Here is a 17615-nt window from a genome sequence, read left to right on the forward strand (position 1 = left end):
ACAATCATGACAACGAACTCTATGCATTTGTACACAAAACGAAGTCTTTTTGGTGCACACGGGTAATGATTTGATAAAACGAGTGCCTGTTGCAGTTGCGGTTACATCGGCGCTTTTGCATTTGGAGCAGTTAAAGGTCTTTTTTTTCGACATATATGAATAATCAGCTCATTGCCTTTGTATTCAAAGCGCTTGTGCTCGTATCCAATGATTCCGTGTGTATGTTGATGTAGACTGCTTGACATGTTTTCTCCTTTTTGAAGTAATTAAAGAGAGATGTGCAAGCAGTTTTTTGTATTTGAAACCTTGGGTTTCTGCCCGCTGGCGAAGCATTACGCCAGTAAAGCAACTAAAGATCAAATCTTTACCCGTATAAATAACGAGCTTGCGAGTGGCTTTATGCCGGAAGAAAGCTTTGAACGAAGGCGGTAGTTTTACAGATTTCTACGAAGAACCAAGATTAGACTAACTTATTTTCTATAGTCTAAAGAAGCTTTTACAAAACCACTAAACAAGGGGTGAGCATCTAAAGGAGTAGACTTGAACTCAGGGTGAAACTGACACGCGACAAACCAAGGATGATCTTCGCGTTCAACAATTTCAACCAAAGTGCCATCTGGTGACGTACCAGAAATAACTAAACCAGCTGCTTCAAGTTGCTCTTTAAACTTATTGTTGAATTCATAGCGATGCCTGTGACGCTCATCAATTCGATCACTCTTATACACTGCTTGAGCTTTTGTCCCTTCTTTTAACACACAAGGGTAAGAGCCAAGTCTCATTGTTCCGCCCATCTCAGTAACCGATTTTTGATCTAACATCAAATCAATTACAGGTGCTGGGGAACTTTCGTCAAATTCACTTGAGTTAGCTCCAGTTAAACCAGCAATATGACGAGCTGTTTCAACAACTGAAAGTTGCATACCTAAGCAGATACCGAAGAAAGGAACATTGTTAGTACGAGCGTAATTGATCGCGTCAATTTTACCCTGTACACCACGGTGACCAAAACCACCCGGAACCATCAGTCCAGAAACACCTTCAAGTAATTCTGCAACATTATCTTGGTTGATTTTTTCAGCTTCAATATGACGTAGTTTAACTTTTGCAGAATTTGCGATACCCGCATGGATAAGTGCTTCATTTATACTTTTGTAAGCATCAGCTAGAGAAACGTATTTACCTACAACAGCTAATTCAACGATACCATTTTGAGGTTCGATATAAGTTTCAACCATTTTTCTCCAGTCATCAATTTTCAAATCATTGACTTCTAAATCAAGAGACTGAAGAATTTTAACATCAACATCTTGATCAATGAGCTCTAATGGCACTTCATAAATCGTGTTAGCTACATCAACTTCTTGAATTACTTTGTCACGCTCAACATTACAGAAAAGAGAGAGCTTATCGATATGCTCTGGATCGAGAGGACGCTCAGAACGGCAAACTAAGAAATCTGGCATAATACCAATCTCACGCAGAATACTTACAGATTGTTGAGAAGGCTTAGTTTTTAACTCACCCGCGGCAGCGATATAAGGAACTAGTGTTAAGTGAATAAATAAACCATTTTTTGCGCCAATCTTGTGTCTGTATTGACGGATAGCTTCCATAAAAGGGAGTGATTCAATATCACCAACGGTTCCGCCAATTTCTGTAATCACAATGTCCACATCATCAGTAGCCATTGCAGAAATGGCACGAGTAATTTCATTAGTGATATGTGGGATAACTTGAACTGTGCGACCTAGATACTCACCTTTACGTTCACGCTCTAGAACAGTTTTATAAATTTTACCCGCTGTGTAATTTGAGTGTTCACAGCAAGGTGTACCTGAATATCTTTCATAGTGACCTAAGTCCAAATCTGTTTCGGCACCATCTTCTGTTACATACACTTCACCATGCTGATAAGGCGACATAGTTCCAGGGTCTACGTTTAAATAAGGGTCAAGCTTTTGCATTTTCACGGAGTAACCGCGACGTTTTAATAATAATGCAATCGATGCTGCAGTAATGCCTTTGCCCAAGGACGAGACAACTCCACCAGTAATAAAAAGATGTTTTGTTTCTTTCATTTCACCTAATTCTCTATGTAATTTTTATATATTGGCTTATTTATCACTTAAAGCAAAAATTCCAATCTCAAGTAAGCTATGAATACTCATTAAAGAGGATAAAATCTTAAAGCTCAACTATTGAATTTTATTAGCATTAATTGGAATGCCAAAACGAATTCCACATTCGTCTAAAATCTTTGGGTCCAATTACTTTTTTTTGTGAGTGGGAGTATAAGCCACAGAGTTCTCCGTCTACATTAACATACGCTCCCCCATCATCTAACTGGTCATATTCAAAAGCCTCCAAGGGCTTACTCAAATCCCTAACTAACCTTATCGCTGGTCGAGGCGCATTTGGGTCTGAAAAAGAAATAAATAAGCCCATGCCTTCAAACTCATCTGTATCGGCAAATGCAAGACCTTTTGCATTATCATAAGTCATATTAGAAACTAAACGAACTGCAGACATGTATTCATTATTTCCGATTAAAGCTCCCTGTAATTGAGGCGAGTGAGAAAAATCTATCGGCAATAAGGTACCGCTTTTATCTGACCTTAAAGATGAGGTTAAGATTAATCCTCCAGGAATTAGCACTCCAGTTCTCCTGCCATTCACATCATGGATTGTCGCAGCATTATCTTGCAGCTTCGGTATAACTTGTAATACTAATTTTTCGATACTTTGCAAACGTTTATATTGATCTTTATCTGTCGATTGACATGAACAAAATAATAAAACTATCAAGAATACACGTATCACTGATTCTTTAACCATTCGAGAGTCGTTTTACGTTTAGCCGCAACCTGTAGACCATCAATAAAACCTGGTTTCATCAAGCTTTTTGTAATATTCTTCATTGCTTCAATATGCATCTGTGGTTCATTCAAAGGGCTCACTAAAAGAATGATATAACGTACACCAGCCCCATCAACACTATCCCAATCTATACTTTCCCCTTCTCGAATGTAAGCAAAAACTGCCATAGGGTATTCCACATCAGCTGAACGACAGTGAGGAATGGCAATCTCATCACCAATACCCGTTGTGCTCAATTTTTCGCGTTCGAGTACTAATGATATGGTTGCTTGGAGATCTGTAATATCTCCATTCTTCATTAGTTCCGAACAGAGCATTTTTATTGCATCTTCTTTAGTTCGTAATTCTACATTGAGTAGCACACGGTCATGGAATAAGCTTTCTAATGGAATTTTTTCTACATCCGAAGATTTATTGGAGCTATCAAGCTGACTATGACTCTGTTTGTCCGCAATAAGGATTTGTTTCCATTTTTTAACACTCCAATTAATAAATGGCGCGCCTAATATTTCAGATAAAATAAAAGCTGGAACCAAGCCATTAATAAAAGTGTTAAGCAAGGGGTGACTATGTTGATGTAAAACAATGAAAGCAATCCCTGTGGCTCCCATATTAGGAATGAATAATAGAGGTAAATACTTTTTGGCTTCAGGTCGTGCTGCAAATAAACTACATGATAAATAGCCGCCACCTAATTTACCGATCAAACGCATCACAAAGTAAACCGATGCAATGACAAATGTTTCTTTTTGCATAAGTGTTGATAGATCTAAATGAACCCCTAACAAGGCAAAGAAAATCAAGTGAAAGAAGCCCATTAAGTCTTGAATTCGTAATGAATCAAAAATGTATTGATTGTGTACATTCGCAGTAATGACACCCGCAAAAATCACTGGTAACATAAAGGGAACTTTGAGACCTAATGAAACACCTACAACTAATGCAATCACCGACCATATAACAAAGACAATATTTACTGTCGGTATCGTATCAGATGATAATAAATTCTTCAGTTTACTATCGTTCACCACACCTTTTATTTCATCAGAACTAAAAGAGTTACTCGCGGCGGTTCTAATTAACCAAAAACCTACAACACTTATAATTGCAATAATAATAAATGACTTGCCAATAAAGCGTAAGTCCCATGCGGCCGCTTCATCGACAAAGTAATTCACAACTAAGAAAACAATGAAGACTTCTGCAATAGCTTCTAAAACTACCGTTTGAGACCATACAGTTTTAAATTTACCTTCTACCTGTCTACGCGACATAGAAATAAATGCGGAGCATGGCGACGTTCCAACAGCAAGGCAACCCGCAATACAACTAATGGGCCAACCTAAGTCAGTTAAAAAATAGAGCGCACAGGAAACTAAACCGAAAGCTAAGGCTGATTGAGATATAAAATTAAAACTTGAAAAACGCCAATTCTCTTTGATTCGATCAATATGCGTTTCATCAGTAATTGAAAATAAAATAACCCCTAAATAAATAGGCATAAAAAAAACAAAGCTTACAATGGCATAATTATGCACTTGCTTGAGAGGAAAACTCCACTTTAACATCTCTTCTACATGCGGGTATTGTTCAGCTAGCTTGTGTGAATAAGACATCAAGAGTGGGCCACCAACGAAGCCTCCTGAAATCTGGCCAATGATTTCGCCTAAGCCGATGCGTCTTGTAATTCGTCCTCCAACATAGGCCAAAAAGATAAGTGCCCCTACTATCAGAATTTGACTAGTTATTTTAACTAGATCTGGATGATTAAACAAATTATTTATTCCTATCAATTCTCAATATTTTAGGCTAATCCATCGATTATAAAAATCAAGAAAAGTCTCTTGCCAAAGATCATTTATGCGTCAAGTTATAAGAAATTAGGAACTCAATGAATGCAATTTGAATACATCTCTTTTATTTCAGCTACTAACGATAAAGTCTGGGCCTACTTTGAGAAGGCTCAATTATTCAGTTTATTCCAAGTAGCACCCCTCCAACAATTCTCTTTCCAAGAAGGAAAAGGTTTTTCTCTAGGGACAAATGATACTCCTGTCCTAAAAGCTGAATTTAAGCTTATTAAGAAGTATAAAGTCATACATTTATCTTTAAATTACTCAGGAATCGAAGGCGACGCAATGATCGTTAAAATCATCTTTTATCCCTTGGGAGAGATGTCTTCGCTTAGCATTATCATTGACGACTTAAAAGACGATGACTCTCGCTTGGATGTGGCCCGAAATCATTGGCCAGGAGCCATCTCCCAATTAAAAACGATTATTGAAACAGGTGAAAGCCTGCCTTGGCCCCAGTAAATATTATTGTGGGGTGGCCGTTAATTGCTTACGAATCAAGCCCTTAAACTCAGGAAATGAACCTAGTCTTACATTTCGGTCTTGATCCGTTAAGCGCTCGACTAACTTAATAAAATTTACAGGTAAATGCTTCAGTTCAACTTTCATAAAGCTTGCTGCATTATTTTTAACGTGTTTTTCAGCGGTCTCTTGAAGACTTTCAGCTATATATAATTTCTTAGCTGTGAAAATATAATGTATGAGCAATCCGACACTATATAAGGAGCTTCGACAATCCTCTTTCACACCAGTCAATCTTTCAGGAGAAATAAAATCAGCAGTACCAGAAATATTATCTTTATCTTCTTCTATTGAATGCAGGCTTGACACATGCCCATAGTCACAGAGTTGTATATCGCCACTTGCTGAAATTAAAATATTTTGTGGTTTAATGTCAGGGTATAGAAAGCCATTTTTATAAAGACACTGAAGTGCATCAGTGACTTGTAGAATGATTTCTAAGCCCTTTCGAAAGTCCATTGGACCATTAGTTTCTACATACTGTGCTAAAGTCCCTCCTTTTTCGTAAGGAGTAATTAGACCAGCATAAATATCATTTTCAAAAAAAGCTTCTAGTGGCAAGAGGTGTTTATCGATTTCTTTTAAAGAAGTAAATACATCATATTCATTGTGTAATTCTTTTAGGGCTTGCCAATCTTTTTTATAGACAAGCTTTATAGCTTTATCTCCTGATTTAAAAACAGCACCAGAACCACCATAGGAGATGAACTCTTCTAATTGAATATTAGCTATACTAAAAGCTTTAAAATTAAGCGTATTGCAGGATTTACACTTATATATGTTAAATTTAGATTTAATAGGTAGGGAACTATTGCAAGAATAGCACAGCTCACTCTCAAAAATATCTTCTTTAGATTTTTTCTTAAATAGACTTTTCAAGAGTCGACGCATATAAACCTTCAATTAATCAATATTTAATCAAGTATAAATGTTAGCACAAAAAAATCTATATTATTACACAGAAAATTCCTTTGTTTGTTTTGCATAGCTGAATACAAATATTAAATTTCCTTGACAAATCTATTAATCAATAGGGAGCTTAAAGATGCGTGTAAGAGTAAAAGACTATAAAGTCGTATTTAATGTCGAAGGTGAAGCTTTTGACAACCTCGTAACAGAATGCCTTAATGACGGCTGGGAACTCTATGGGAATCCATGGGCCCACCAAGAATCAGGCAATCCAATCGTAACACTCTACCAAGCCATCAGCCGAGACACCGCGGTCATCATAGAAGGTGACGACGTCGCTGTTGAGGAATAGCTCTTAAACATTCCCCACAAACAACAAGGATAGAGAAAAATGGCACTTAAAAAAATTAAAGGAAAAGTTCGCTTCCCAAAAAGAGAGCTTAATACCTGGCTGAAAAAAAACTCAGAATGGAATGAAGCTTCATGGGAAGCTCTAATTACTGATCTTACAGATCAAGGCTTCAATGATTGGACTTCTAATCAAGAAGGAAAAGATTCTATTGGTCTTTATATTGAAACCAACCGTAAATAATTGCCTCTAGCTTTTATTTAATGAAGAAGTTACTTCTATGCGCAGTAGTCATGCTTAGTCATGGCTACTGCGCTGAGAAAAACCTGTTTAGATTAGATTCTAATGCAGGTTTTTCTTTTTATGCGGATAAAGAAGATCCCTACTCCCGTAAATTCCTTGAAATTTTAGAGCTCTGCTCAAAAAATATTACCGAAACCATCGGAAAAAAGAGTAATGATAAAGTAAGTAAATTCTTCCTTTTTGAAGATAAAAGCAACAAGCCTCTGAATGCGAGTAAACTAAGCTTTTCCTATGAAGAACTTAAAAAACTAGATGACATAAGTTTAATTTTCATCATAAACGAAGGCCTATTACAAGCCCACTTTCAAAATGAAAACATCCCTTCATGGCTCAATGCTTCAATTATCCATAATGCTTTACATCTGAAAAATGATTTTTTACACTTACAAAATCGTTATGTATTTACACGTTTCTTGATGAGTAAAGAACTCTCCTACAAACTCAACTTCATCGATAACATTAAAAAGTTGGATACAGCCCCCTACTTAGTAAAATTAGCTTACTTAGAGAAATCTAAAGTTTTAAGCCGAATCATTTTTAGAAATAAACAATTTAAAAAACAGCTTTTTGAGCAAATTTCAAAAGGCACATATAATCATCGCTTTATTTACAATGTCTTAGAAGAATTAGCGGCAAAGAAAAATATCGCTTTTGAACTGTGGCTTCAGGAAGAAGTACAAAGAATTGTCTTTAATTATATGTATCCCGTCGATAGTGGAACTATTTTAAAACAGCTTGACGAGCTCTCAAACTTAACTGTATCAAGAAAGAATAGCTTAGGTCAATTCGAGCTTATTCAACTTCCATTAGAAGACTTGGGATCCTATAAAGGAATAAGCAATAAACATTTTCTCTCCTCCATAGTCTTTAACTATGCAAAAATCTATAATAAAAGCCCCTTTTACCTCAAGCCCCAACTCTTAATCATCCAAGAAGCTTTAGTTGACTACACTAAGGGTAAAAAGAAATCGTATAAAAAAGATATACTAAAAGCTAAAACAAAAATTCAGTCTACATACGAACTCGAAAAAAGGCGCCAGCAATGGTTTGAAAAAGTTGAACGTGAACATTACAAAAGCGCTAAAATCTACCCAGAATTACTCAATCAACATGACGATTATAATAAAGCATTAGAGCAACTTTTTCCCGACGCCTACATTTGGTATAAAAATATAGAGCAGCAAATTAAGTAATTTGCTTAAAGTCCTACTATACTTTTTGGAGCAAAAAGTGCCTGAGCCTTTTTGAGTGCCTGTTGCTCTCCCATCATCACAACGAGATCACCAACTTGGAAAGTTTGATTGCCTGTTGCTGGAATAATTACATTTCCTCGAAAAATCATTGCAAATACCGCACCACGTGGACAGGCTGATTCACTAATACTTTTCCCAACAATTCGACTTTTGGGCACGACGGTCATTTCAAACACTTCAGCAGAAATCCTATGGAGGATTGCTCCAATTCGACGGTTTTCTCCTTGGATTAAGTTGATAATCGAATTCAATGCTGCCGTTCGAGGACTAAAACATCCATCAATATTATCCATGCTTGAGATAATTTCGCGATAATCTGGTTTGTTGATAATAGTAATAACCTTCTCGGCACCTTTTCTTTTGGCCAGAAGGCAACTCAAAATATTATTTTCATCACTACCCATTGCTGATAAATAGAGGTCAGCCACATCAACACCCGCTTCTTTTAAAATGTCTCCATTGGTAATATCACCGTGAAGGATATTCACTGAACTCTCTAATTTTTTCAAAGCATTTTCAGCTGTACGCTCATCGCTTTCCACTAAGGTTACATTTTTACCCTGTTCATTAAGAGCAGCAACAAGATGAGTGCCAAGTTCCGTCGCGCCACCAATGACAATATTATTCACACTTTTCTCATCTAAACAAGACCATTCCGCTAAAGCTAAAACGGCCTCTTTTTCCCCAGCCACATAAACATCATCGTAATTATTAAAACGCTCTTTCCCTCGAGGAATGATCAATTTACCTCTTCTCCAAATCGCACACACTCGGATTTTCTCAAGTAAATCAGGTCGTGGAAAAGAGAATAACTGCGTTCCCACCATCGCTGACCCAGGTGAGAGATGAAAACCACAGATCAGCGCACCTTCGACCGAGAGCTTCGTTAATTCTTTTAAATTGGGCCCAGATAAAACATCTAAAATCGTTTGAGCACATTCTTTCTGAGGAACCACAAGGTGGTCAATCCCAAAACTCTTGAGATCGAAATCTTCATCTTCACTGAAATATTCAGTGTCGTTAACTCGGCAAATGGTACGAATTGAAGGGTTCAGTGTCTTTGCGGTATGACAAGATAAAACATTGACTTCATTTGAGTCAGTAACAGCCACCATCAAATTAGCTTCTTTGATATTTGCGTCACATAGTACCTTACCTGATGCCCCATTACCATTAATGATCATCAGATCAAATTTATTAGAAAGGTTTTTTAACAGATCATAATCTAAGTCGATCACAACAACAGCATTCTTTTCCAAGCAAAGCGTTTCTGCAAGACCTGTACCTACTTCACCTGCACCAATAATCACTACCTTCATGGATCTACCCTAAAACATTTTTTTATTGAGGTTAAATCTACTTCTTTTGATGACGAGATCAAAGCTTCTAAACTCTCTATCCCCTTAGAAATAGATTCTATCGCTCGAATCGCCCCACTTTTAAAGCTTTCTTTGCTCTCCTCAGAGGCTTGATCTGAGATTAGTTTAATAAAATAAAACTCCTGCTCACACTCTTTTGCCCAATTCGCAAAAAGGTATGCTTCCATATCCACCAACTCCGCCCCTAAGCCTCGCAAATGATTATGATTGGCTTCATCCCAAACGGGAACTGCGCTCGTCGCTAAACACGGGCCTTCGTACAAATCTATCTGTGGATAACAGCTATCCACAAAACCTTGACTTGGTGATTCAACAAGGCTAAAAGTATTAAAAACAAAGCTGCCTGGCATATAAACCTGACTGGCATCTGAGTTTTTTAACGAGCCTGCAATGCCTATATTAATAAAATGAATTGATTTATACAAACTTCTAAATTTCTCAAGTTTAACTAAGCTCAAGGCAGTTTTTGCGACCCCCGCACCTGTAATAATGATACATAACTCATCATTTAGTTTGGTGAATTTCAGACCCTCAAACACTTCCCATTCAAAGTTCCTAACTCCAAGTTCAAATTCAGTGGCAAAAACTAAAGCAATCATTGAACTAAGAACTCAGCACTTTGGATATCTCGTCCCTTCAAAATACTGAACATCCTCTCGATAGCTTTTTGTGCTTGACAACTTAAGCTCACTGATTCCTGGTTCACATACAAGTCAATATGTGAATCTAAAACATCAGGCGAAATCTCCTTGGCATAAGAGCAGATGAACTCCGAAAACTCTGCATTAGTTTTCCAATCATTAGCAAAGGCCCATTGAATTGACTCTTTTAACGCCTGATTAAACTCTTTAATGAGCTCATCACCCAAAGCACGTTTCGCACTTATGGCGCCAAGTGGAATCGGAAGGGAATATTCAGCTTCCCACCAATCACCTAAGTCAACCAAGCTATGCAAGCCAAAATCTTGATAAGTAAAACGGCTCTCGTGAATAATTAAACCTGCATCAGCTTCCCCTCTCTGCAAGGCAGGCATAATCTCTGAAAACAAACATTCTTCCGCTTGAAAAGTATCTCCTAAATAAGCTTTCAGTAAGCTATAAGCACTTGTATCAAAACCTGGGACGAGGATTTTGGATTTGAGTAAATCCGCTTTTGAAAGGTTCTTATTCGCTGAAATTAAAATAGGACCACATGCATGCCCCAAAGCAGCTCCCGAATTCAGCACTAAATAATCCCCCATAACTTTTGGAATCATCCCAAATGAAGCTTTACAAAAGTCCACCTCGCCTTGCTTCAAAAGTTCATTGAGTTCTTGAATATCAAGTACATTCAGTTCCAAATCATATTTTTGAGAAAACTCGGAGTGATGCAATAAGTGATAAAACATAAAGGTGTCGTTGGGACACGGGGACATTCCTAACTTTATTTTTCTTTTCATTTTCATCGCTTTTAATTATTTTTGCTAATTTAGCACCAGCTAAGAAAAATCCCTTCTCGATTCACCATTTACTTGACCTAAGCTTTTGAGTCTTTAAGTTAATATTAAACTAGGCTTATTTATGAAAATCATCAGTTCAGAAACGATGCGAGATCTTGATGCTCGCACCATTGCCAATAAACGAGTCGCTTCACTCGAACTGATGGAGCGTGCTGGAAAACAATGCTCCGAGCAAATAGAGCTCTTCTGTTCACAACTAGCACCACATCATAAAAAACGTCTAATCATTCTTTGCGGTCCAGGAAATAATGGAGGTGACGGCTTTGTCATTGCACGTTATTTGACCTCCAAGTTTGAGGTCAAAACCTACTGTACACACAAGCAAGATAAGTTAAGTCCAGATGCAAAAACAAACAGCTCCAAAGTATCTGAGCTTTGTGAGTTTGAGGCTTCCTCTCAACTTTTGAATAAAATCACTGAAGGGGACATCATCATTGACTGCCTTTTTGGTACGGGTTTAAATCGTGCCTTAACTGGCGAATACGAAACTCTTGTCAATTCAATTAACGCTAGTCAACTACCCGTCATATCAGTGGATTCACCTTCCGGCTTACTCTCAGATGGACAAGTGCCCTCTGCTGCCATCAAAGCCACCATTACCTTAAGTATTGGACTGCCAAAAACATCATACTTTCAAAACGATGGCCCCGCTCATGTGGGCTCTCTAATAAATTTAGATATCGGTTTTTCCAAAGATTACATAACTCAAGCTCCTTCCGAGGGGCAGGCTTTTTTTGCGCAAGACGCAAAAAAAACTTTACAAAGCTTCACTTACAATTCACACAAATATACTCGAGGTCAATGCCTCATTATCGCAGGTTCCGAGCTCTACAATGGCGCTCCCATTATTGCGGCGGATTCCGCAGCTGTAAGTGGTGCTGGCATGGTTATTCTTGCTCATGAATCTTTGCGCACTCCGCAAAACCCAGGAATCATTTGTTTAACAAAACCCCCAGACATTATCAAATCTCACTTTTTTGAAAAATCCCAGTCGGTCTTAATCGGACCTGGTATCGAGATCAACGACAAAAACAAAAAACTTTTTACACACTTAATAAAGTCAGATAAAGCGCTAGTCATTGATGCTTCTGCCATTGACCTAATTGCAGATAATAAAACTTTATTCCCTCGCAATGCACCAACGATAATAACGCCTCACGCAGGTGAACTCCAACGCTTAGCTAAAGGCTTAAACATAAATCACTCAGATCTAAGCAAAGCAGCTCAGCACATTGCTCAAAATTTATCCATACAAGTTTTACTTAAAGGTCCACAAAGCAAAATCTATAATGAGCAAGGAGCATTCTCCTACAACACAAGCGGGAATTGGGCCTTGTCGACTGCGGGATCAGGAGATGCTTTAGCGGGAATCATTGCCTCGCTATGGGCTAAAAAAGACATCAACTATTATGAGCAAGCTCAGCTCGGCTGTTTCATACATGGCAAATCTGTCGATTTCTATACTGGCGCAAAACGTTCTTTTACCGTGGATTTATTTCCTAGCTTAATTTCAAAAGTCTTGCATTCACTAAGCCCTTTAGCTTAAATACACAAGTCATATCCTATCATTCAATACTTAAGAATTTTAATGATTTTCAGTGTTGTTTGTGGACAGTCCTTAAGTCGGCTTTATCTTGCCATGTTTTCATGCCAACATAGACCCGCTTATGAACCTAAGAACAATCAAGTTAAAGCTCAAGAGAAATCGCCCTCTAAAGATGGTGGTTCTCTCGATTACTGTGGGAGTCATAACGGGTCTCGTTGCCAGTTTGTTTTTCCTTTTTTTAGAATGGGCAAAAGCGATTATTTTTGATGGTATTTTAGGCTTAAAACTCGCCTCACCTCCTGGGGAACATATCATTAGTGATGATAATTTAATTCATATAAAAACGACACTCTACGATAGAATATTTTCTAATATCCCTCAGTCACTCTTAATTATTTTAGTCCCAGGGCTTGGTTGTGGCTTAGCCGCTTATCTAGTTCGACGTTTTGCTCCTAATGCTGCTTACGATGGAACATCCGCACTTGTGGATACCTTTCATAATAAACGTGCAAAAATGAAGCTCTCAACAGCATTTACTAAAGGCATTGCTTCAATTATCACCCTTGCCAGTGGTGGTAGTGGCGGTAAAGAAGGTCCCGTAGCACAAGTCGGTGCAGGTTGTGGCTCCTACTTAGCGGACAAGCTCAAGCTTTCGGTTAAAGAAAGGCGAGTTCTATTCTTATCGGGCTGTGCAGGTGGCTTAGGTGCTATTTTCAGAGCTCCACTTGGCGCTGCTATTACTGCGGTAGAAGTTCTCTATAAAGAAGACTTCGAATCGGAAGCCATTATGCCTTGCGTTATCGCCAGTGTTACATCTTATTCAACCTTTATGCTGACTTTTGGTAGCCATACAATTTTCAATCTCGGTGAAGTTGAAAGTTTCGAAGGCTTCTTCCATATCCCCTCTTATATCCTACTCGCCCTCACCTGTAGTGCAATCGGCGCCTTTTATGTCAAATTCTACCAATTCACTAAAGAATTTTTTATTAAATTAAAAATTCCCACCCCAATAAAACCTGTTGTCGGAGGTATGCTTACTGGCCTTCTTGCCCTAATCATGCCCTACGCCTTGGGTGATGGTTGGGGAGCTATACAAGAGGTTATGGATGGCAATCTAACTTTGGGTTTTATTGCCTTGGCCGTTATAGTCAAAATCGTCGCAACCTCTCTCACCATCGGTTCAGGGGGTTCTGCAGGTATTTTTGGTCCGAGCTTATTCATTGGAGCCATGACGGGAGGCTGCTTAGGCTCCTTCCTTCACATGCAATTCCCTGACAACCCTATGGTCCCCTCGATTACCGCTTTTGTCATGGTCGGTATGGCAGCTTTTTTTGCGGGTGTCGCAAATGCCCCTATTGCATCCATTATCATGGTCTGTGAAATTACCGGTACATACAACCTCCTTGCTCCCCTCCTTTTAACCTCTGCCTTCAGTATGCTCTTCAACAGTAAGGTTTCTATATTCAAACCACAAGTCTTAAATAAATTTGAATCTCCCGCACACAAAGGAGATATGACCGTCAATATTTTGCAAGAAATCCAAGTTGGAGAAGCCGTCGAACTATCCCAAAAAATCAAAACTGTTGAAGCCACTACCATGCTTGGACAACTTTCTCAACTTGTACGCAATACTGAACAACACATCTTCCCCGTTGTCCGCCAAGGAAAACTTATAGGCATTGCAAATTTGGACAAAATCCGAACCGTTATGTTCAACCAAGACACCTATTCCATGCTCATTGTCGCAGACATTATGGAGAAATCAGTCGTCTTAAAAAGTAACATGACACTCTATGAAGCTCTAGGTAAATTTTTAAACGATGGACACCTTGAACTTTGTGTAGTAAATGACGATAACGAAGTTATCAGTATCCTCCGTTACCAAAATTTAATTGAAGCATACCACAAAGGTGTAAACCTCCACAACTACGACAAAGAAGACAGTCTACATGCCCCTATTTAATAACATCTCACTTTCTCCCGGTGCCTCTTTAGAAAACGCCTTAAAAAAACTGGATCCAAGTTTTAAATCCTACAGAATTCTAAAGAAATCACTCGATGCACGTAAAAAGAAAAAGATTATGTACATCTATAACGTGGAAACTTTCACCACTGAAATGCCTCCACCCAAAGAGAAAATTGTTTTAGATCGCTTCCCTGCTGACAAAAAGCCTATGACTACAATTATTGGCGCTGGCCCAGCAGGTTTATTTGCTGCCTTACGCTTAGTGGAGCGTGGTCTCCCTTGTCGAATCCTCGAACGAGGCAAGCCAATCCTAGAACGTATGCGCGACATCTCTCGTCACTGGAAAAAGGGTCAATTGAACCCCGACTCAAACGTATGCTTTGGCGAAGGTGGTGCGGGAACTTTCTCTGATGGCAAGCTGATCACACGCATTAAATCTGAGCATATTGATTACGTCATGCAACGCTTCGTGGACTTCGGTTCTCCAGATGAAATCATCTACTTAGCCAACCCTCATGTTGGCTCCAACCAAATCCGTAAAGTCATCTCTCGCCTTTCTGAGTACCTTCAGGAAAAAGGCTGCGCAATTGAGTACGATACTCGCGTCGAAGAATTTAACTTAGTGGACTCACAGCTTGAATCCGTGACTTGTCAGAATGGCAAAAAGTTTGAATCAGATCATTGGATTTTAGCAAGTGGCCACTCAGCTCACGATATCTATCGCAGCCTCATCAATGTAAATATCCTATGTGAATCAAAATCCTTTGCCATGGGTTTTAGAATTGAACACCCACAGGAATTCATTGCTAAAGCGCAATATGGTAAGTTCTATAATCACCCCGATATGCCCACAGCCAATTACAAAATTTCTTGTCATGACAAAAAGTCTAACGTCGGTGTCTATTCATTCTGTATGTGTCCTGGTGGCTACGTCTTAGCCTCCAGTGCCCAGGCAGGTCAAATGGTGGTCAATGGTATGTCAAACTACAATCACGGCTCACCTTTTGCCAACTCTGGTCTAGTTATAACGATCGACAAAGAGAAATGGTTGGGAACTGACCCTCTAAAAGCTTTGGACTTTCAAAGCTCCATAGAAAAGAAAGCTTACGATGTTGGGCAAGATGCTGGGGCGACCATTCATATACCTGCTCAGACACCCGAAGATTTTATGAACGACCGCGCGGGTAAAATTGGCAAGAGCTCATGCCCCTCAGGAGTCATATCTGCAAACCTTCGAGATATCTATCCAAAAGAATTGAATGATGCCTATATAAAGGCCTTGGAAAACTTCGAGCGTAAAATCCCTGGTTTTATAACAAACAACGCCCTTCTTCATGCTGTGGAAAGCCGTACTTCCTCTCCGATTCGCGTCCCTCGCGATAAAGCGAACTTGGAATCTCCCTCATGTAGTAACCTCTACCCCTGCGGTGAAGGTGCGGGCTATGCCGGAGGAATCACCTCTGCAGCAGTTGATGGCATCCGTTGTGCAGAAGCTATCTTCGAAAAAGCTTCTGCTGAACTCTAATATTTTTTACGACTGTTCTTTTTAATGAGCTGAGGCATCGTCCTTTCTTTTTCAGCATCATACTGTGACGCAAAATAAGAGGCGAACTGCTTCTTAAGTTTCCTGAGGACCTCAGCATACTCGGGATTATTGGCAAAGTTGGTCGTTTCATTCGGATCTTTCTGATAGTCATAGAGTTCAACTTCAACAATATCATTTTCGTCAAACTTCATAAAGCCATAATAATTTTTTGGCATCCATAAAGTTAAACGATACTTCCCCGACCTCATGGTGTAACCATGATTCGCCCATCGTAAATATTGACTAATCGAATAGTCTTTTACCTTCGCTTTTGGGTCCTCTAAAATCGGACTTAAGTCTTCACCTTCCAATTGCTCCGGGATCTCCAAACCAGTCAATTTACATAAGCTAGGAAAGATGTCGATAAACTCTGTTGGCGACTGACTCACTTGACCCTTCTTTTGATTCGGAGCCGAAATAATGAGTGGTGCTCGTGTCGCTTGCTCAAAATTAGAGTGCTTACACCACAAGCCATGATCACCTAAGTGCCAACCATGATCACCCCATAAAACAACGATTGTATTCTTATCTAAATTCAAGCGTTTGAGCTCATCCATAACGCGACCAACTTGAGCATCCACATAACTCACGCAGGCATAATAAGCGTGAATTAAATGACGTTGACGTTTCTCATCAACCGCTTTGCCAATTTGATAATCTTTATAGGCCGCCAGTTCACCAAAAGAGTGATAAGCATATTTTGGGCGTTGCTGATCTTGTTTTTGATGTTCAGCTAAAGGCAATTTATTGGGATCATACATGTCCCAGTATTTTTTTGGTGCATTAAAGGGCAAGTGAGGTTTATTGAAGCCCAAAACCATGAAGAATTTTTCTTTCGTTTCGGCTAATTCATTTAATCGTTGAATCCCTGCTTTTGCAACTGCACCATCGCGATAAGCATCATCGGGCAAATCATATGCCTCTGAAACTAAGTAAGCTCCCTTATTTTTCATCTCTTTCTGCAACAAACTCGTTTTCAAACGCTTCTGGGTTTTATTCAGTTTTTTAAAAACTTGATGGGCTTTAGGGTTTTGGAACTTATCTAAAACTGGTTTGGGATGATTTTTATTATAGGGTAGATCATCGCCCAGTTCTGACCAAGACAATTCTTTGTCGTCATTCTTAGCTCCGTGCATCAATTTACCATAACCAATACTTAGATAACCATTTTCTTTAAAATACTGAGGCATGGTTAAAATATTAGGATTTATATCTCGCATATGAGTATGGAGATCCAAAATCCCCGTGGTATCAGGACGCAAACCTGTGAACATCGAGATCCGCGAAGGGGCACAAACTGCTTGCTGGCAATAGTTGGACCTAAACAAAGTTCCATTGTCCGCCAGGGAATCAATATTGGGGCTCACAGCATATTTATCGCCATAACAAGCTAAAGTGGGCTTGAGGTCATCTATGGTGATAATGAGAACATTTGCTTTTTCAGCAAATATTGAAAGTGGCAAGACAATCAGACTTAAAATACGAAGTAATGACATAGGAACCTTTTAAATAAAATATTGTTTGCCTATATAATAGTATGTCATAACTAATAATTGACAGTTCTACTTAATT

16 protein-coding genes are annotated in these 17615 nt (G+C 38.9%); 7 read left to right on the top strand and 9 right to left on the bottom strand.

Annotated features, from left to right (window positions below; translation table 11 throughout):
• Positions 1-101: 101 nt before the first annotated feature.
• The 4 genes from LNTAR_RS26995 to LNTAR_RS24875 all read right to left on the bottom strand — a co-directional run bounded on the left by LNTAR_RS26995 (position 102) and on the right by LNTAR_RS24875 (position 4655).
• Complete coding sequence (locus LNTAR_RS26995; protein WP_007281474.1) at positions 102-245, bottom strand: hypothetical protein; 144 nt, start codon at positions 243-245, stop codon at positions 102-104.
• 225 nt (positions 246-470) lie between these two features.
• Positions 471-2081, bottom strand: coding sequence for a CTP synthase (locus tag LNTAR_RS01420; RefSeq protein ID WP_007276829.1), 1611 nt, complete (start codon positions 2079-2081; stop codon positions 471-473).
• Positions 2082-2217: 136 nt separating this feature from the next.
• Positions 2218-2838, bottom strand: a complete 621-nt coding sequence (locus LNTAR_RS01425) for a hypothetical protein (RefSeq protein ID WP_007276830.1) — start codon at positions 2836-2838, stop codon at positions 2218-2220.
• Positions 2820-4655: a PTS sugar transporter subunit IIA gene (locus LNTAR_RS24875; protein WP_007276831.1), complete on the bottom strand. Its 1836-nt coding sequence runs from the start codon at positions 4653-4655 to the stop codon at positions 2820-2822. The genes LNTAR_RS01425 and LNTAR_RS24875 overlap by 19 nt, the downstream gene beginning before the upstream one ends.
• 120 nt (positions 4656-4775) lie before the next feature.
• On the opposite strand from LNTAR_RS24875, the gene LNTAR_RS01435 reads away from it, so the two are divergent.
• A complete protein-coding gene (locus LNTAR_RS01435) occupies positions 4776-5195 on the top strand; it encodes a hypothetical protein (RefSeq protein WP_007276832.1) in 420 nt (139 codons plus the stop codon).
• 3 nt (positions 5196-5198) lie between these two features.
• Here LNTAR_RS01435 and LNTAR_RS01440 read toward each other — a convergent pair whose 3' ends face one another.
• The gene (locus LNTAR_RS01440; protein WP_007276833.1) at positions 5199-6146 is read right to left on the bottom strand and encodes a protein kinase domain-containing protein; all 948 of its coding nucleotides are present in this window, start codon (positions 6144-6146) and stop codon (positions 5199-5201) included.
• Between the two features lie 154 nt (positions 6147-6300).
• Between LNTAR_RS01440 and LNTAR_RS01445 the strand changes: the two genes are divergently transcribed.
• Genes LNTAR_RS01445 through LNTAR_RS01455 form a run of 3 tightly spaced genes read left to right on the top strand, consistent with a single transcriptional unit; the run spans position 6301 to position 8009 of the window.
• Complete coding sequence (locus LNTAR_RS01445) at positions 6301-6516, top strand: DUF1737 domain-containing protein (protein ID WP_007276834.1); 216 nt, start codon at positions 6301-6303, stop codon at positions 6514-6516.
• A gap of 39 nt (positions 6517-6555) precedes the next feature.
• Positions 6556-6756 (top strand): hypothetical protein, encoded by a 201-nt coding sequence (locus tag LNTAR_RS01450; RefSeq protein WP_007276835.1) that lies wholly within the window; start codon positions 6556-6558, stop codon positions 6754-6756.
• Between the two features lie 20 nt (positions 6757-6776).
• A complete protein-coding gene (locus LNTAR_RS01455) occupies positions 6777-8009 on the top strand; it encodes a hypothetical protein (protein ID WP_157473128.1) in 1233 nt (410 codons plus the stop codon).
• A 5-nt stretch (positions 8010-8014) separates the two neighbouring features.
• Here the strand turns inward: LNTAR_RS01455 and trkA are convergent, their stop codons facing one another.
• From trkA to LNTAR_RS01470, 3 genes are read right to left on the bottom strand one after another with little or no spacing between them, the layout of a single operon-like run.
• A complete protein-coding gene (gene trkA, locus LNTAR_RS01460) occupies positions 8015-9388 on the bottom strand; it encodes a Trk system potassium transporter TrkA (protein WP_007276837.1) in 1374 nt (457 codons plus the stop codon).
• Entirely contained in the window at positions 9385-10047 is a 663-nt protein-coding gene (locus LNTAR_RS01465) for a phosphorylase family protein (protein ID WP_007276838.1), read from the bottom strand. The genes trkA and LNTAR_RS01465 overlap by 4 nt, the downstream gene beginning before the upstream one ends.
• Entirely contained in the window at positions 10044-10886 is an 843-nt protein-coding gene (locus tag LNTAR_RS01470) for a 1,4-dihydroxy-6-naphtoate synthase (RefSeq protein WP_040913956.1), read from the bottom strand. Before LNTAR_RS01470 ends, LNTAR_RS01465 begins: the two co-directional genes overlap by 4 nt.
• Before the next feature lie 121 nt (positions 10887-11007).
• On the opposite strand from LNTAR_RS01470, the gene LNTAR_RS01475 reads away from it, so the two are divergent.
• The 3 genes from LNTAR_RS01475 to LNTAR_RS01485 all read left to right on the top strand — a co-directional run bounded on the left by LNTAR_RS01475 (position 11008) and on the right by LNTAR_RS01485 (position 15983).
• Entirely contained in the window at positions 11008-12492 is a 1485-nt protein-coding gene (locus LNTAR_RS01475; RefSeq protein WP_007276840.1) for a bifunctional ADP-dependent NAD(P)H-hydrate dehydratase/NAD(P)H-hydrate epimerase, read from the top strand.
• A gap of 121 nt (positions 12493-12613) precedes the next feature.
• Positions 12614-14455: a chloride channel protein gene (locus LNTAR_RS01480; RefSeq protein ID WP_007276841.1), complete on the top strand. Its 1842-nt coding sequence runs from the start codon at positions 12614-12616 to the stop codon at positions 14453-14455.
• Positions 14442-15983, top strand: a complete 1542-nt coding sequence (locus tag LNTAR_RS01485) for an NAD(P)/FAD-dependent oxidoreductase (RefSeq protein ID WP_007276842.1) — start codon at positions 14442-14444, stop codon at positions 15981-15983. The genes LNTAR_RS01480 and LNTAR_RS01485 overlap by 14 nt, the downstream gene beginning before the upstream one ends.
• Here LNTAR_RS01485 and LNTAR_RS01490 read toward each other — a convergent pair.
• Positions 15980-17539 carry a sulfatase gene (locus LNTAR_RS01490; protein WP_007276843.1) on the bottom strand — a complete coding sequence of 520 codons (1560 nt, stop codon included), beginning with the start codon at positions 17537-17539 and terminating at the stop codon, positions 15980-15982. The genes LNTAR_RS01485 and LNTAR_RS01490 overlap by 4 nt on opposite strands.
• Positions 17540-17615 lie beyond the last annotated feature (76 nt).

This window comes from Lentisphaera araneosa HTCC2155 (assembly GCF_000170755.1).
Lineage (GTDB): Bacteria > Verrucomicrobiota > Lentisphaeria > Lentisphaerales > Lentisphaeraceae > Lentisphaera > Lentisphaera araneosa.

What these genes read in the sequence shown, in the direction of transcription:
- LNTAR_RS26995 (WP_007281474.1), bottom strand. Translation starts at nt 245, where the DNA reads ATGTCAAGCAGTCTACATCAACATACACACGGAATCATTGGATACGAG.
- LNTAR_RS01420 (WP_007276829.1), bottom strand. Translation starts at nt 2,081, where the DNA reads ATGAAAGAAACAAAACATCTTTTTATTACTGGTGGAGTTGTCTCGTCC.
- LNTAR_RS01425 (WP_007276830.1), bottom strand. Translation starts at nt 2,838, where the DNA reads ATGGTTAAAGAATCAGTGATACGTGTATTCTTGATAGTTTTATTATTT.
- LNTAR_RS01435 (WP_007276832.1), top strand. Translation starts at nt 4,776, where the DNA reads ATGCAATTTGAATACATCTCTTTTATTTCAGCTACTAACGATAAAGTC.
- LNTAR_RS01440 (WP_007276833.1), bottom strand. Translation starts at nt 6,146, where the DNA reads ATGCGTCGACTCTTGAAAAGTCTATTTAAGAAAAAATCTAAAGAAGAT.
- LNTAR_RS01445 (WP_007276834.1), top strand. Translation starts at nt 6,301, where the DNA reads ATGCGTGTAAGAGTAAAAGACTATAAAGTCGTATTTAATGTCGAAGGT.
- LNTAR_RS01450 (WP_007276835.1), top strand. Translation starts at nt 6,556, where the DNA reads ATGGCACTTAAAAAAATTAAAGGAAAAGTTCGCTTCCCAAAAAGAGAG.
- LNTAR_RS01455 (WP_157473128.1), top strand. Translation starts at nt 6,777, where the DNA reads ATGAAGAAGTTACTTCTATGCGCAGTAGTCATGCTTAGTCATGGCTAC.
- trkA (WP_007276837.1), bottom strand. Translation starts at nt 9,388, where the DNA reads ATGAAGGTAGTGATTATTGGTGCAGGTGAAGTAGGTACAGGTCTTGCA.
- LNTAR_RS01465 (WP_007276838.1), bottom strand. Translation starts at nt 10,047, where the DNA reads ATGATTGCTTTAGTTTTTGCCACTGAATTTGAACTTGGAGTTAGGAAC.
- LNTAR_RS01470 (WP_040913956.1), bottom strand. Translation starts at nt 10,886, where the DNA reads ATGAAAAGAAAAATAAAGTTAGGAATGTCCCCGTGTCCCAACGACACC.
- LNTAR_RS01475 (WP_007276840.1), top strand. Translation starts at nt 11,008, where the DNA reads ATGAAAATCATCAGTTCAGAAACGATGCGAGATCTTGATGCTCGCACC.
- LNTAR_RS01480 (WP_007276841.1), top strand. Translation starts at nt 12,614, where the DNA reads ATGAACCTAAGAACAATCAAGTTAAAGCTCAAGAGAAATCGCCCTCTA.
- LNTAR_RS01485 (WP_007276842.1), top strand. Translation starts at nt 14,442, where the DNA reads ATGCCCCTATTTAATAACATCTCACTTTCTCCCGGTGCCTCTTTAGAA.
- LNTAR_RS01490 (WP_007276843.1), bottom strand. Translation starts at nt 17,539, where the DNA reads ATGTCATTACTTCGTATTTTAAGTCTGATTGTCTTGCCACTTTCAATA.